Origin of the sequence: Rahnella victoriana, from assembly GCF_004330295.1 — a bacterium.
Classification (GTDB): Bacteria; Pseudomonadota; Gammaproteobacteria; order Enterobacterales; family Enterobacteriaceae; genus Rahnella; species Rahnella victoriana.
On sequence record NZ_SJOJ01000013.1, the window covers coordinates 67,457 to 83,107 of the forward strand.

Consider the following 15,651-nt stretch of genomic DNA (forward strand, 5'->3'; position numbering starts at 1 on the left):
CATCTGGCTCGCCTTTTTTATGCTAACAATATGCCGTCAGACGACCATCGACAGCAGCAGGCATCCGCCCAGACCACACAGGGAGATGATGGTTTCCAGCACCGACCAGGATTTGAAGGTTTCGACGATGCTCAGGTTGAAGTACTCCTTGAACAGCCAGAAACCCGGATCGTTGACGTGCGAGAAAATCACGCTGCCTGAACCGACGGCGATCACCATCAGCTCAGGACTGACGCCGGTGGTGGCGATCAGTGGCGCGGCGATACCGCCTGCGGTAATGGCCGCCACGGTGGCGGAACCCAGTGCGATACGCAGCACAGCGGCAATGGACCAGGCCAGCAGGATCGGCGACAGGTTGCTGCCGTGCATCAGGGCAGCGATATATTTTTCAATCCCGCTGTCTACCAGCACCTGTTTGAACGCCCCGCCACCGCCAATGATTAACAACATCATCGCGATGATTTTGATGGAATCGCTCACGGTCGCCATCACTTCATCCATCTTACGGCCACGGTTGAGGCCGAAGGTGAAGATAGCGATCAGCACCGCAATCAACGTGGCCATTACCGGGTCGCCGAAGAACTCAGCATACGCCAGCACCGGATGGCCTTTCGGCAGGATCATTTCGCAGACCGCGCGGAATGCCATCAGGATAACCGGCACCAGTGACGTCGCCACGCTGACGCCAAAGCCCGGCATCTCTTCTTCCGTGAAGGTTTTCGGATTGAACAGACCTTCCGGCACCGGTTTGTCGATACCTTTCAGGAAGCGTGCATAAACCGGACCGGCCAGGATCACGGTCGGCACCGCCAGCAGTGAACCGAACAGCAGGGTTTTACCCATATCGGCATGGAAAATGGTGGCAATCGCCGTCGGGCCAGGGTGCGGAGGCAGGAAACCGTGGGTGACGGATAACGCCGCGGCCATCGGCACACCGACGTACAGCAGTGGCAAACGCGCCGCCGCTGCCACGGTGAAGACCAGCGGCAGCATCAGCACGAACCCGACTTCATAGAACAGCGCAAAACCGACGATGAAACCGGTCAGCACAATCGCCCACTGAATGTGTTCGCGACCAAATTTTTCGATAAGCGTGGTGGCGATACGTTGAGCGCCCCCGCAATCCGCCAGCATTTTACCGAGCATGGCCCCGAAGCCCATGATCAGCGCCAGACTGCCCAGCGTGCCGCCCACCCCGTTTTTGATCGAGGTGATGACTTTATCGACCGGCATTCCCTGCATGATCCCCACCGCCAGCGCGACGAGAATCAGTGCAATGAAGCCATTAAGCTTAAATCGGATCATAAGTAACAACAGCAGTGCGACACCCACCGCTACAATAACTAATGGCATATTTTTCCCCTCATGCTGTCACGGCGGTATGTCAAAAAACCGGGTGACGCATTGTTTTTAATTTTCAAGATGTTGTAGGAATTAACAGTGCAACGGGTACAGACCGCGACCGCTAAAACAGCAGTGCATTCCTTTGTGATATTAGTCACATCTCCATTTGTTACCGGTATCATGATACCGGTAACATGCTAATATTAGGACTCACTACGCAGTCAAAATGTTCATTTTGGGATAGAGATCATACTTATGGCAGGACAAAGCATCATTCTGATGGGCGTGTCAGGCAGCGGTAAATCCACCGTCGGCGCGGCACTGGCCCGTGAAATTAACGCGAAATTTATCGACGGCGATGATCTTCATCCCCGCGCCAATATTCAGAAAATGGCCAGCGGCACGCCACTCAACGACGACGACCGTGCGCCGTGGTTATTGCGCCTGAATGACGCGGCCTACAGCCTGCGCCATAAAAATGAAACCGGCATTATTGTCTGTTCTGCGCTGAAACGCCGCTACCGCGACGCGCTGCGTAAAGACAACGAAGGCATGGTGTTCATCTACATGAAAGGCAGTTTTGATGTGATTGCCGAGCGCCTGAAAGCCCGCGCCGGACATTTCATGCCGACCGATTTACTGCGCAGCCAGTTCGATGCCCTCGAAGAACCGGGCGAAGATGAGCCGGATGTGTTGCGGGTGAATATCGATCACAAACTCGATGGTGTGGTGGATCGTTGTATCGCGGCTTTGAAGACGGTACAGAAGTAAGACTTTCTCCTCCCCCTGCGAAGGGGGAGGTCGGGAGGGGGTTTTAATGGCAGCGCTGTCTTCTGCAAAACCCACACCCCATCCCAGCCTTCCCCTCGTGAGAGGGGAAGGAGTAAAAGATCAGATACTTCCACCCGCAGATATCGTAAATCCGACATCTACCATCCTCGGTACTACTTCTTCGCCACGTAATCTTGCCAGCAGGCGTTCAGCAGAAATCTGCCCCATTCTTTCGCGCGGCGTGAGTACGCTGGCCAGCGGCGGCTCCATCGCCTGTCCCATGTTGTGTCCGTGGAAACCGGCAATCGCCATTTGGGACGGGATTTTCAGCCCCTGACGCTGGCATTCAAAGAACGCGCCCGCCGCGAGGTCATCGTTGGTGCAGAAAATACTGTCGATTTGCGGCCAGTCTTTTTGAGCCTGACGCAGTAATTCCGCGCCACCGCTGTAACTTGAGGAACGGCTGGTCATCACGCTGTACGGCTCCAGCCCGGATTCGCGCATCGCCTGCTCGTACCCCTGCTGTTTGATAATGGTTCGTTCGTCCTGACGGGCGCCGAAGTACACCACATGGCGGTGCCCGTGCGCGATAATTTGCTGGGTCATCTGCCGTGCCGCTTCGAAGTTATTAAAACCCACCGCCAGATCCACACACGGCGACACGCAGTCCATCATTTCCACCACCGGAATACCGGCCACTTCAATCATCTTCAGCGTTCGCGCCGTGTGATGGCGTTCGGAAAGAATAAGCCCGTCAATATTGTAGGAAAGCAGCGAGGTCAGACGCTGTTCTTCGCGCTCCTGACTGTAGCCGTAGTGTGCCAGCATGGTCTGGTAGCCGTGAATATCGGTCACGCTTTCGATGCCGCGCAGCACTTCCGCGAACACCTGGTTAGTCAGCGACGGCAGCAGCACGCCGATGGCGCGGCTTTTGGCGTTAGAAAGAATGTCCGGTGCGCGGTTGGGGATGTAACCCAGCTCATCGAGCGCCGCAGAAATCTTTTCCTGCAACGCGCCGGAAACCTGTTCAGGATTGCGCAAATAACGGCTGACCGTCATTTTGGTGACGCCCACTTTATCGGCAACATCCTGGAGTACGGGTCTTTTTTTCTTGATATTCATCAATGAGATGGTGCCGCTGAAAGGTTAAGGGATCAGAGTGTGATGTTAGCAAACAATCGCGCAGGCGGATATCCGTTGCTGCGCGACATGAGAGGTTTGTCAGGAAGGGAGAGAAAGCTGGCCGCGAACCGGTGCGCTGAGGCCGGCAGAAAACTGCCCGGCCAGCAGCGCCATGGCACGTTGCGCCAGTGTCTCCAGCGGATACGCAATCGCCGGAACCGCCGAACCCCCCGGTGGCAACGTACTGCCGAGGCTGAAGACCATCACGTTTTCGGGAACGCTGCGCCCGTGCTGCATCAGCTGACGAAGCGCATCCTGCGCGGTGGCGTCGTCCGGCACCAGCAGCGCGTTGAACGGCACGTTCTGCGCCAGCAACTGCGTCAGCGCCTGCGCGCCGCTGTGCACCAGCCGCCGGTCATAAGGCAGCAGAAATTTCTCCAGCGCCAGATGATAACCCTGAAGGATCTGCCCTGCCGCTTCCTGACTTTCCGGATTGATCAGGGCAATCTGTCTGCGCCCTTGTTTCAGCACATACTGACAGGCAGTTTCGGCCGCGAAGCTGCGGTCAAAATGAATGCTGCGCTCTGAATCCGCATCGAGACAGTCAATGGTGATGACGTTTTCGGGCAGTTTTGGCAACGCAAAACGCGCGCCGATCACAATCATCGCATCGCACAGGCCGCGGCCAATTTCATCCACAGAGTGCGTCAGGCTCGCCGCGTCGGTGGCAAAGCGCAGCAACAGATACTTCTGGTTCAGCCGTAATTCTTTTTCCAGCGCGTGCAGATAACCGGTGGACTGGTTAATGTTTTCCGTCGCACAAATCACCCCGATACAGCCGGTGGATTGCGTGGACAGCGACTGCGCGATCACGCTCGGTTTGTATTGCAGCGTTTCCACCGCCTGCATTACGGCCAGGCGGCTTTCCTCTTTCACACCGCGGCTGCCACTCAGGACACGGGACACCGTCGCTTTCGACACCTTCGCCAGCCGCGAAACGTCGTTAATGTTTGCCATGTCTTTCCTTGTGTTAATCGAAACCGTTATTTTTAGACACCGCCGCAAACCATTCGCCGCTTTTCTTCACGGTACGTTTCTGCGTTTCCAGATCCAGCTGAATGAAACCATACCGGTTTTTATAGGCATTCATCCATGACCAGCAATCAATAAATGTCCACATGTGATAACCCAGACAGCCGCTGCCTTCCTGTAAAGCACGATGCAGCCATTTCAGATGCCCGCTGACGAACTCAATGCGGTAATCATCCTCAATGCGGCCATCCTTTTCAAAGCGCAATTCATGCTCCACGCCCATGCCATTTTCGGAAATGAAACAGCGCGGATTGCCGTAGTTTTCGCGCAGATTGGTGAGGATATCGTAAATGCCCTGCTCGTAGATTTCCCAGCCACGGTGCGGGTTCATTTTACGGCCCGGCATCACGTAGTTATCGAAGAACCATTCCGGCATAAACGGACTTTCCGGATTCACCATACTGTCGCGACACTGAATGCGGCGCGGCTGGTAATAGTTGATGCCGAGTAAATCTACCACGCCCTGCTGCAGCAGTTCTTTATCGCCCTGCTGACACGCCGGAAGCTGATCGTGTTTTTTCAGCAATTCCACCAGTTCCTGCGGATATTCACCGCGCAGCGCCGGATCGAGGAAACTGCGGTTAAACATCAGGTCTGCAATGTTGGCGGCTTTCAGGTCAGCCGGGTTTTGCGAACGCGGATAAGACGGCGTCAGGTTGAGGATAATGCCGATTTCGCCGCTGAGATGACGGGCGCGATAAGCTTTCACCGCCAGCGAATGCGCCAACATGGTGTGATACGCCACGGTGGCCGCCCGTTTGAAATCCACCACGTTCGGGTAATGGAAATCATACAGATAGCCACCTTCCACCGGCACGACCGGTTCGTTGAAGGTAAACCAGTGCTTCACGCGGTCGCCGAACAGTTCAAAACAGGTATCGGCATATTTTTCATACGCCTGCACCACGTCGCGGTTTTCCCAGCCGCCGATTTCCTGCATCGCCATCGGCATATCGAAGTGGAACAGATTGATAAACGGCTGCACGCCCTGCGCCAGCATTTCGTCGATCACCTGATTATAAAATGTCACCGCTTCCTGATTCACGTCACCCCTTCCGTTGGGGATCAAACGCGCCCAGGAAATCGAGGTGCGAAACGTGTTGTGATTCAGCTGTTTCAGCAGGGCGATATCTTCACGCCAGTTCTTGTAAAACGTGGAGGTCTCCTGCGGGCCGACGTCGTTGTGAAAACGTGTTGGCTGCTGTGAATACCAGTGATCCCATACCGTCGCGCTTTTGCCGTGGCTCAGTGTTTCACCTTCCGTCTGCGGCGCTGAGCTGGCACTGCCCCACCAGAATTCTTTTGGAAATGCGTATTTCATCGTCATCCTCGCTGTCCGTTAGCTTTACGTTTTTAACTGTGAATGGTTAAGAATTCGCCGGCACGGCATTGCCCGCCGTCTGTGCCGTGGCTTTTTCCGCTTCCTGTTTCAGCAACGTACGTTCATAGGCTTTCAGGAACGGGTAATACATTACGGCTGATAACACCATACAGAACAGGCACATAATTACCGGACTGAATGCCCAGTTTGCGGCCCATGACGCACCAATCGGCGCAGGTGTTGTCCAGGGTGTGAGCGAGACCACTTGTGCAACCCAGCCCAGTTTGGTGGCGGTGTAGGCAAAGACAGCGTTAAGCATCGGCACCAGCGTGAACGGCAGGAAGAACACCGGATTCATGATAATCGGCGTGCCGAACAGGATCGGTTCGTTGATGTTAAAGAAGCTTGGCACCACGCCCATGCGGCCAATAGTGCGCAGGTGCACAGCTTTGCTGCACAGCAGTAAAATCGCCAGCGGCAGGGTCGAACCGACGCCGCCAATCAGCAGATAGTGATCCCAGAATCCTTGCAGATAAATGTGTGGCAGCGGCGCGCCGGCCTGCAATGCGGTCTGATTCAGCGCCAGATTGGTCATCCAGAACGGGTTCATGATGCCGGTGACAATCAGCGCACCGTGAATACCGGCAAACCACAGCACCTGGCAGATAAATACCGAGATCAAAATCGCCGGCAGGGAATCCGAGGCGGACACCAGCGGTGCCAGCAAATGCATGATCGCTTCAGGAATAATCATGCCGGTTGTCGACTGAATAAACAGGTTCAGCGGATGTAATGTGGCGACAATCACCACCACCGGGATCAGGATTTCAAACGAACGCGCCACGCCGGTCGGCACTTCTTTCGGCAGGCGGATGGTGATGTTGCGGCGTTTGAGCAGCGCATACACTTCGGCGGCATAAATCGCCGTCAGAATGGCGGTAAAGATGCCTTCGCCGGAAAAATATTGGGTGGAGATTTGCTTGTCATGGTACGGCGCGGCGACCAGCAGAAACGCCATAAAGGCCAGCAAACCGGTCATGATCGGGTCGAGTTTGTAATGCTTGCCGAGACTCGCCCCGATGCCAACGGAGATGAAGAAGGTCATCACGCCCATGCTCAGATACCACGGCAGCATCAGCTGTTCGCGGTATTTCAGCGACAGGTCCAGCCAGCCGCGCGCGAAGCCCCAGGTGGTGTCCGGCGAGAAAGGCGGGAAGATAAACACCAGCATGAACGAGCCGATAATCATAAACGGCAGCGCGGCGATAAAGCCGTCGCGGATGGCAATGACATGCCGCTGTTGGCCGACGCTGCCCGCCAGTGGCGTGATGTGTTTTTCGATGACGTTAACCATCGCCTGATAGAGACCACTCATACGCGGCTTCCTTCCCGTGCGATCAGGCCGTAAGCGAAGTCCAGCACGTTGTCGCCGCGCTGCATGCCGTAATCCATCATGTTGATGGTCTCGACCGGGATATTGAATTCAGCCGCTCTGGCGGATAAATCAGCCTGCATGTAGCGCACCTGTGGCCCGAGCAGCACGACCTGATAGTCGCGGAATTTTTCGTCAAATTCGCTGGCACCGAAGGCATCGATCTGCACGTCTTCGCCGCGCTCTGCCGCCACTTCTTTCATTTTGCGCACCAACAAACTGGTCGACATCCCCGCCGAACAACAAAGCATGATTCTTTTCATTTTGCTTCACTCCCAGATGATTTATGTTCTGCCCATTTCTTCTTGCTGAGGGTATTTAAGGCGTTATGGAAACCGGTTTCCATGCCTTCAGGGGAAATGTGCGAGCCTGTTCATAAAATTTCATGCCGGTTGCCCGGCGATGTGAAATGTTTCACATTTTGCGTAAATGTCTTTCGCAGAGAGAAAAAGAGCAGCTAAGGGAAAAAGCCGCCTCACAATTATCACCGCACTCTCACACCGGGTATCATCCCTCTGATTTATTCCGCCAATAAACAACATAAAACCCTATTAATCTCACCGGCGAAAAACAATGAAAAATTGATATTGAATGATTTTATGCCCTGAGGATTAATGAATACATTGTCCGGCATTCACCGCTTATTATCTTTAAGGAATGCCTGATGCCGGCGTTTAATACCTGTAAAATAACACGATGTATTCTGCTGGCGTGTTGCCTGCCCAATATTGCCGTCATGAGCGCCAGTGCGGCAAATTACACCCTGCCATTGCTGCTGACGAACAATCAAAAGCTGACCTTTTCCACCAAGGATAACGAAAACATCGTTGCTGATAACCCGCTGATAAAATACGGGATCATGGTCAATAACGGTGCACAACTGACGTTCCTGGCTAACACGTTCAACGCGTCCGGCAGCCAGCTTGGCTCCTCGCTTGTCGCGCAAAATAGCGGTGTCATTAATATCGGAAAAGATTCCGTGATTAATCACAACAGTCAGTCCGGGGAAATTTCCCATGCGGTAACGATACAAGATGCAGGCAGTGTTTTAAATATCAACGACGCGACCCTTAATTCTAACAGTGCGGCAGTGGTGATTAATAGTAACGCCACGGCGAATATGATTAATGCCACCGTTAATGCCCGTAATGCGGACAATGCCTTGGAAGTGAATAATGAGTCCACACTGAATGCCGTTGGTTTAACGGTGAATCATCTGGGGGGAACGTCCAATAGTTCGGCCATTGTTATCAGTAATTCTGATGCAACATTACTGAATACGTCACTTTTGTCTCAGGTTCGTCAGGGAATAACGATCGAAGGTTCCAATGAACGTTTTTCAAATGTCACTTATGAGCGCGGCACCATCATCACAAAGAGTGATCAAAGCAATGCCGTGATAGTGGACTTCGGTAACCTGAAAATGAGCGATGTCGATATCGAAACATCCGGGCAATATGCCAACGGCATGATGGTAGAAAACGGCAGTAATGTGCAGATCAGCGGTGGCTCCATCACCACTCAGGCCCCCATGACTAACGGGATAACCGTGATCGGTGCCAATGATCTGATACTGGAAAATGGAATGCGTATTTCTACGCCAGGTGATACTTCTAAGGGTATCGACCTGCAAGCCGCTCCGATGACGGAGAATGAATTACAAAAACTTCGCCTTGATAATTCAACCATCACCAGCGGCAATGTCGGCATCAGCAAGATTTACGACGGTAATGCTCAATTGGTCATCGATAACGCCACCCGTATTTCAGGCATTAACGCGGCAATGACCTTTGCCGGCAACGGCAACAGCACGGTGAATGTCAGTGATCAAAGCCAGATTATCGGCAACATCATCAATGCCACCACCGCGACCACGGACATGACGCTGGACGCCTCCGTACTGACCGGCGCGGTGCAAAACCTCAGTTCGCTGTCGCTGAATAATCAGTCGGTGTGGAATCTGACCGGCGATTCCGTGCTGGGTAATGTCTCGATGGATAACAGCCTGCTGAATTTCACTCAGCCTCAGCAGGACAGTTTTCGCACGCTGACCGCGAATACGCTGTCCGGCAACGGGGCATTGAACCTGAATACCCGGCTTGGCAGTGATGATTCCCCGACCGATTTACTGCACATTACCGGCAACGCCAGCGGACAATTTGGCGTGCTGGTCCGCAATACCGGCGGCAGCGGTGCGCTGACGCAGGGCGACGGCATCCGGCTGGTGCAGGTCGATGGCGCTGATACGTCCTCGCTGAAACTGCTGAAAAAAGTCAGCGCAGGGGCGTTTGATTATTACCTGTATAAAGGCAGCCCGACCTCGTCGAAAGACTGGTATTTACGCACTTATCTCGAGCCGGTGCCGCCGCCGGAACCGGTGCCTGATCCGACACCTGACCCGGATCCGACGCCCGACCCGACACCGCAGCCCACGCCTAAGCCGGTGATCGCCTACCGGACGGATGTCGTCGGATATATTGCTTCGCCCTTCCTTAACCGGCAGTACGGTTTTAACTCGATGGGGTCTTACCATGAACGTACCGGCGACAGTGTGAAACGCAGTCAGGACGGGACCTGGGGGCGCGTCGGCGGGTCGCATGATAATTATGATGTCGGTCGTTTCAGTTTTGACAGCGACATTCGCTATATCCAGATCGGCAAGGATTTGTATCAGGATGACACGCCGCGCGGCAACACGGTGCATGCCGGGGTGATGATTTCGCTGGGCGACCAGAAAACCGGCAGTTCAGACAGCGCACGCAGGCTGGTCGGGGAATCCGCCGATACCGGAGATGTGTCGACCGATGCTTACGGCGTCGGGGGCTATTACACCCTGAAAACCAACGACGGCGCGTATCTGGATTTTGTCGGACAGATTACCGATTACCACACCGATTTCCACAGTGAAAACGATGCCAAACAGGACGGGTACGGCGTGGCGTTGTCAGCCGAGAGCGGCATTCCGTTGGCGATAACTCAAAGCTGGCGACTCGAACCGCAGGTGCAGGTGATTTATCAGTATTTGCATATGAAAGGGTTTAATGACGGCATTGCCACGGTAAACAAAACCACGGACAACAGCGTTCAGGCGCGGGGCGGCTTGCGGCTTTCGCATCAGCCACAGGCCGGTCAGCCCAACATAACGCCGTACCTGAACCTTGATGCGGTATCGACATTCAGCGATGCGCCGGCCGTCACCATCGGCAGTACCCGCATTTCGCCTGATTTCACGCAAAGCACCTGGAAGGCGGGCGGCGGGATCACCGCGCCGGTGAGCAAAAACGCCACGTTTTATACCAGTGTGAGTTATACGCGGGGCTTTGACGGTAAACAGGAAGGTTACCGGGGCAATATCGGCATTAATGTCAGCTTTAAATAATGAATTCAGGACGCAAAAAAGGCGATGCCATTGCATCGCCTTACGTTTTGAATCACCTGTGATCAGACCGGCGGCAGGTCAAACAGCAGGATTTCGCTGTCCTCATCGGCGTGAACCGACAGTGCCGTTTCATCCCAGATCGCCAGCGCATCGCTCGCCTCGGCTTTCTGGCCGTTAATGGAAACCGTGCCTTTCACCACCTGGATCCACACGCGGCGGTCAGCCTGGATCTGATAAACAGACTGTTCGTCTTTTTTCAGCGCCCAGCGGGACAATTCCATATCCTGGAACACTTTCAGCGAGCCATCACGGGCATCCGGTGAAAGCACCAGCTGGCGGCCCTGCGGCGCATCGAACATGCGTTGTTCATAACGCGGTTCCAGCCCTTTCTGGTTCGGGATAATCCAGATCTGATACAGGTGCAGTTTACGGTCGCTGTTGCCGTTGTACTCAGAGTGCGTCACGCCGGTACCGGCGCTCATAATCTGGAATTCACCGGCCTGAATCTGCTCTTTGTTGCCCATGCTGTCCTGATGTTCCACGGTGCCTTCCAGCACGTAGGTCAGAATTTCCATGTCTTTGTGCGGATGCTTACCAAAACCCTGCCCCGTGTCGATGAAATCTTCATTGATCACCCGCAGCGCGGAGAACCCCATAAACTGGGCATCGTAGTAATCGGCGAAAGAGAAGGTATGCCAGCTTTCCAGCCAGCCGTGACTTGCGTGACCGCGTTCTTGTGCCTGACGTAAGTAGATCATGTTCAACTCTCCTCAATGTTTTCTCTAGTCTAGTCAACGACTGAGAATAAGAAAGCGTAAAAACTTCACTCCTCTGTTCAAAAAATATGAACAAATGCAGGTGACGCATTCCAAAGGATTTAGGGAAAATATCGAGCAGAATAACAACCTGATAAATACAGCATCCGTTGTGCCAGCCCGTACAGGGCCGCATATTGTGGTTGAAAACACGGAGATATAACAAAATAAAGTGGCTCACCCCTGAGCCTCAAAAGGATCCCCTCATGAAAACAGTCAATTCTGTCTCCGCATTGAAGAATCTCAAAAATCATCTGGATCATAATATTTTTGTTAATGGTTATTTTCAGGCCGGTGACGGCGGCGGCGGCCATTATCACTGGGACAATAACTGCGATCTGCCCGCCAATAACGGCACCGTGATCAGTTCTGACCATTCGGCCAACGGGCGCTGGCGGCTTATTCATCAGGGCGTGGGCGATTTCCGTACTTTCGGCATTCTCAATGCCGATCAACCCGCCGACGATGCGCTGGATGCGTTAGTGAATGATCCGGCAATTACACAGATTCTTGCGTTCACGGATTTGCTCTTTCAGCGCCGCCATCGTTTCTCCCGTTCAGATATCACGCTGGATTTTCAGAACAACCGCGTTTTCACCACCGGCATTGCCAGCGCACCGGCCAATGATCCGTTTGCTGCCGTGCTGTTTTTCCAGGGCAGCGTCACCGGCGCCCCCGTCACCTTCACGCTGACAGAAACGTTGCAGGAGCAGACGGATATTTTCCCGGTCGCCGACTCGTCACTGTTCAGTGTGGGCGACTGGTATGCGGTTCAGGTGGCACCGGTGAAAGGCGCGGCGGAACGCGAGCTGCAAAAGCTGGTGGAAATCATCGCCATTCCTGACAGCACGCATATTCAGACTGGCTATTACAACGGCTGGGAACTGCGGGCAGGCAGGGTGATCAGCTGGCAAAAAGTCGAGCCGGTGGAATTCGTCACCATCAAAAATATGCAGTTCTCCGGCGCGGGAGAGGATCAGTTGACCGGCAGTCATCCGTTGGCATTTGAATACGCGGTGTACGCCAATGTGGCAGGCATTCATTCAACAGGTTCTTTCTGGCCGGTGGTGATGCGCCGCTGGAATACCCATTATCTGACGCAGCAATGTTCCCTTATCAATCCGCCAAATACCGCTTTTGGCGGTGCCGGTTATCTGACGCAGCAAATCTATTGCCTGTACGGTCATGTCAGTGATTGCAGCGTCGCAAACGCGCGGCATTTAAATGATTTCACCGCGTCGGCGTACTGCCTGGTCGAAAACTGTCACGCCAGCGGACAGAGCGCGGAAAAAGGCCCGTTCGTCACGCACGGTCAGTACGAACATGATCTCACCTATACCGGCAACTCCGGCCTGATGACCTTCGCCAACTCCGGGGCCACCTGGGGAGGCAGCGCCAAACGTATCAATGTACGCAAGCACGTCTGCCCGTGGTTTGTCGCGCGTTCTGCCGTCAGCGAACTGACGCTGGAAGATCTGGTGGTGATCGCCAATGAGACGATCCCGCAATCCGGGATGTTGTGGGTGAATGCCGACGGGTTGCAGATGACCGGCTGCACCGCCGATCGCACGCTGATCATCAGTCAGGCATCACAACGCGCGGCGCGCCCGAACGTTATCCGTCAGTGTCAGTTTTCCCTGCAAGAGGACGGTGCGCCAGTGGTGCAGAGCAACGTGACCGCTGCGATCACCTTTACCGATACGGTGTTTAACGACATCAACGGGCATTCATTTGACAGCACCGCGCCGCTGAATTTTGTCCGCTGTATCTTCAATGCCACCCCGGAATTTGCCCCGCTCATCCTGAAATCCGCCACGCTGTCGGTTCAGGCGTCACAGTTTAATCAGGTTGGCTTCACCCTCTCCGGCACCGCGCCGAAGCAAATCGATATTCTTTCCTCAACACTGACACAGGCAACATTGGATTTCACCGACGTCACCGCCCAACCCGCCAGCTCACTGATGTTTCTCAACAACCGCCTATCCGGCAGCACCGTCATCGCCCAACCGCAAGCCGGAGATCGGGTGATATGGCAGCAGAATATGAGTTTTCCCTGAAGCAGGATTTTTCGAAAGAATGTGAGTCGCAGGAACGCGGCCAGCGAGCGACCCCATAATATGAAAGGAAATTTTTTCGAAATAGTTTGAGTTGTGGAAAGGCGGCAAGTAAGCGAATCCCCGGGAGCATACACAAGTATGTGACCGGGGTGAGCGAACGCAGCCAACGCATCCACAGCTCAAAATATGAAGAAAAAAAAAGCCAGCGTAGGCTGGCTAAGTAATACTGGAAGCAATGTGAGCAATGTCGTGCGCTCATTGGGGACCCGTTTGACCTTGGTGTGAGGCCATCCCCGGAACGCATGGCAATAATAATCATTATCATTCGCACTTGTAAAGCATTATTTTTCACCGAACATTCGATTGACAGTTTTCCTTTTCCTGATAAATGTAGAGGATATTCAAACAGTAACCACAAAAAGAGGAGTGTCGCCATGAGCGAAATAGTCATTCGTCACGCTGAAGCCCGGGATGCAGAGGCGCTTCAACACCTATACGCTCAGGTTCCTGTTTTCAGCGACACCCTGCAACTCCCTTACCCGCCTGCCACGCTATGGGAAGACCGGCTCGCCAATGCCGCGCCCGGCCGGTTCGCGCTGGTGGCCTGTATCGACGGCAAACTGGTGGGCAATCTGACCCTGATGGTCGAGCAGCCCTGGCGACGCCGCCATGTGGCCACATTCGGTATTGGTGTGGATACGCAATTTCAGGGAAGAGGCGTCGGCAGCGCGCTTATCGCCGCCGCCCTGGAGCTGTGCGACAAATGGCTGCATGTGACCCGCGTCGAGCTGACGGTCTATGCCGATAATGACGTGGCGATCGGGCTGTATAAAAAGTTCGGATTCAGCGTTGAAGGCCTCAGCCCGTGCTACGCGATGCGCGACGGCGAACTGGTGGATACGCTGCATATGGGGCGCATCCACGGCGTCCGCTCACCGGCCTAATCTGTACTGACCGTGGCGCGGGTGTCCTGCGCGGGCTGACGTAACAGCAACCGCACCACCAGCGCCATCGCGATTAACACCAGCAGCGCCGAGCCGGGATAAATCGCATCGATTCCCGCCTGCGTCATCAACACCCCGGCCAGCGGCCCGGTGATCCCCAGCGATAAATCGAGAAAGGCCGAATAGGTCGCCAGCGCGCTGCCCTGATTTTCCTGCGGCAATTTTTTGACTGCCACCACGCCCAGCGCCGGATAAACCAGCGAGAACCCGACGCCGGTGATGAACGCCCCCGCCATTGCCGCCCACGCCGTCGGCGCGAAAAACACTATCATCAGCCCGGCGATTTCCACCACAAAACAGGCCAGCGCCACGCGCAATCCGCCAAAACGGTTGATGCTGTTGGGCAATAACAGCCGCATACCGACAAACGCCACGCTGAAGAATGTCAGGGAGAACGCCGCGCCCGACCAGCCTTTGGCGGCGTAAAACAACGTGATGAAGGTGGCGATCACGCCAAAACCGGTGGAAGCCAGCGCCAGCATCATGCCGTAGGGCAGTATTTTTCCTAACACCTGACGGAACGGGATTTGCGTCGAGGCTTTGCCGGTCACCGGCGGTTTGCGCCACGCCGTGATCAATGCTGCCAGCGCCACCAGAATGATGCACAGTGACAGCAGGCTCAGGCCACCGGCGCTGAAAATCAGCACGCCGAGCGGCGCACCCATCGCCATCGCGCCGTACGTCACCACCCCGCTCCACGAAATCACCTTGCCGATATGCAGGGATCCGACCACGCTGATGCCCCACAGCGTCGACCCGGTGCCGGCAAAACTTTGCCCGGCACCGAGCAGCAACCGCCCCAGACACAGCAGCGCCAGACTGACCGCCGGTGAGGCGTCAAACCACAGTGCCAGCAGATAAAACACGCCACTGAGCAGACAGCCGCTCAGCCCGAACATCACCACCCTTTTTGGCCCGACTTTATCCGCATAACGCCCGGCATACGGACGGCTCAGCAGCGTCGCGAAGTATTGCAGGCTGATCACCAGCCCCGCCCAGAACGCGCTATAGCCGAGGTGTTCATGCACATAACCCGGCAGGATCGCCAGCGGCAGGCCGATGGTCAGATAGTTGGCAAAGTTAAACACCAGAATGGAGAGGATGCGCAGCGTGGTCTTTGAGGAACTGGCGGACGTCAGGTCGGGCGAAGCAGGTTCAGGCATGGAAATCAGCGTCTCACGAAAGAAGGTTCAGGCGTGTTACGAAGCCGTAAATGAGTCTTTGACTTTATTAGTAATTGATGACTTTCGCAACAAATTGAACCGTTGTTTTATTCAGCTTTCGACGTACTGCCATCAAAGTGACACATCACTG

12 protein-coding genes are annotated in these 15,651 nt (G+C 54.7%); 4 read left to right on the forward strand and 8 right to left on the reverse strand.

The window, feature by feature from the left end; translation table 11 throughout:
• Nucleotides 1-36: 36 nt before the first annotated feature.
• Nucleotides 37-1,353, reverse strand: a complete 1,317-nt coding sequence (gntT, locus tag EYY67_RS12715) for a gluconate transporter (RefSeq protein WP_095923865.1) — start codon at nt 1,351-1,353, stop codon at nt 37-39.
• A gap of 246 nt (nt 1,354-1,599) precedes the next feature.
• Here gntT and EYY67_RS12720 point away from each other — a divergent pair, with 246 nt between their 5' ends.
• Nucleotides 1,600-2,115 carry a gluconokinase gene (locus EYY67_RS12720; protein ID WP_119825365.1) on the forward strand — a complete coding sequence of 172 codons (516 nt, stop codon included), beginning with the start codon at nt 1,600-1,602 and terminating at the stop codon, nt 2,113-2,115.
• Between the two features lie 120 nt (nt 2,116-2,235).
• Here the strand turns inward: EYY67_RS12720 and gntR are convergent, their stop codons facing one another.
• The 5 genes from gntR to EYY67_RS12745 form a co-directional block, all read right to left on the reverse strand.
• On the reverse strand, nt 2,236-3,231 hold the full coding sequence (gntR, locus tag EYY67_RS12725; protein WP_131693701.1) for a gluconate operon transcriptional repressor GntR: 996 nt from the start codon (nt 3,229-3,231) through the stop codon (nt 2,236-2,238).
• A 105-nt stretch (nt 3,232-3,336) separates the two neighbouring features.
• On the reverse strand, nt 3,337-4,254 hold the full coding sequence (locus EYY67_RS12730; RefSeq protein ID WP_131693660.1) for a LacI family DNA-binding transcriptional regulator: 918 nt from the start codon (nt 4,252-4,254) through the stop codon (nt 3,337-3,339).
• Nucleotides 4,255-4,267: 13 nt separating this feature from the next.
• Nucleotides 4,268-5,650, reverse strand: a complete 1,383-nt coding sequence (locus tag EYY67_RS12735) for a glycoside hydrolase family 1 protein (protein WP_095923868.1) — start codon at nt 5,648-5,650, stop codon at nt 4,268-4,270.
• 46 nt (nt 5,651-5,696) lie between these two features.
• A complete protein-coding gene (locus tag EYY67_RS12740; protein ID WP_095923869.1) occupies nt 5,697-7,025 on the reverse strand; it encodes a PTS sugar transporter subunit IIC in 1,329 nt (442 codons plus the stop codon).
• Nucleotides 7,022-7,345 carry a PTS sugar transporter subunit IIB gene (locus EYY67_RS12745; RefSeq protein ID WP_095923870.1) on the reverse strand — a complete coding sequence of 108 codons (324 nt, stop codon included), beginning with the start codon at nt 7,343-7,345 and terminating at the stop codon, nt 7,022-7,024. Before EYY67_RS12745 ends, EYY67_RS12740 begins: the two co-directional genes overlap by 4 nt.
• 401 nt (nt 7,346-7,746) lie before the next feature.
• Between EYY67_RS12745 and EYY67_RS12750 the strand changes: the two genes are divergently transcribed.
• Nucleotides 7,747-10,461: an autotransporter family protein gene (locus EYY67_RS12750; RefSeq protein ID WP_131693661.1), complete on the forward strand. Its 2,715-nt coding sequence runs from the start codon at nt 7,747-7,749 to the stop codon at nt 10,459-10,461.
• A gap of 62 nt (nt 10,462-10,523) precedes the next feature.
• Here EYY67_RS12750 and EYY67_RS12755 read toward each other — a convergent pair whose 3' ends face one another.
• Nucleotides 10,524-11,219 (reverse strand): pirin family protein, encoded by a 696-nt coding sequence (locus EYY67_RS12755; RefSeq protein ID WP_131693662.1) that lies wholly within the window; start codon nt 11,217-11,219, stop codon nt 10,524-10,526.
• A 263-nt stretch (nt 11,220-11,482) separates the two neighbouring features.
• Between EYY67_RS12755 and EYY67_RS12760 the strand changes: the two genes are divergently transcribed.
• Together EYY67_RS12760 and EYY67_RS12765 are read left to right on the forward strand one after the other, a co-directional pair.
• Nucleotides 11,483-13,333, forward strand: coding sequence for a hypothetical protein (locus EYY67_RS12760; RefSeq protein ID WP_131693663.1), 1,851 nt, complete (start codon nt 11,483-11,485; stop codon nt 13,331-13,333).
• A 434-nt stretch (nt 13,334-13,767) separates the two neighbouring features.
• A complete protein-coding gene (locus EYY67_RS12765) occupies nt 13,768-14,277 on the forward strand; it encodes a GNAT family N-acetyltransferase (protein WP_095923875.1) in 510 nt (169 codons plus the stop codon).
• Here the strand turns inward: EYY67_RS12765 and EYY67_RS12770 are convergent.
• On the reverse strand, nt 14,274-15,500 hold the full coding sequence (locus EYY67_RS12770; RefSeq protein WP_131693664.1) for an MFS transporter: 1,227 nt from the start codon (nt 15,498-15,500) through the stop codon (nt 14,274-14,276). The genes EYY67_RS12765 and EYY67_RS12770 overlap by 4 nt on opposite strands.
• Nucleotides 15,501-15,651: the final 151 nt, after the last annotated feature.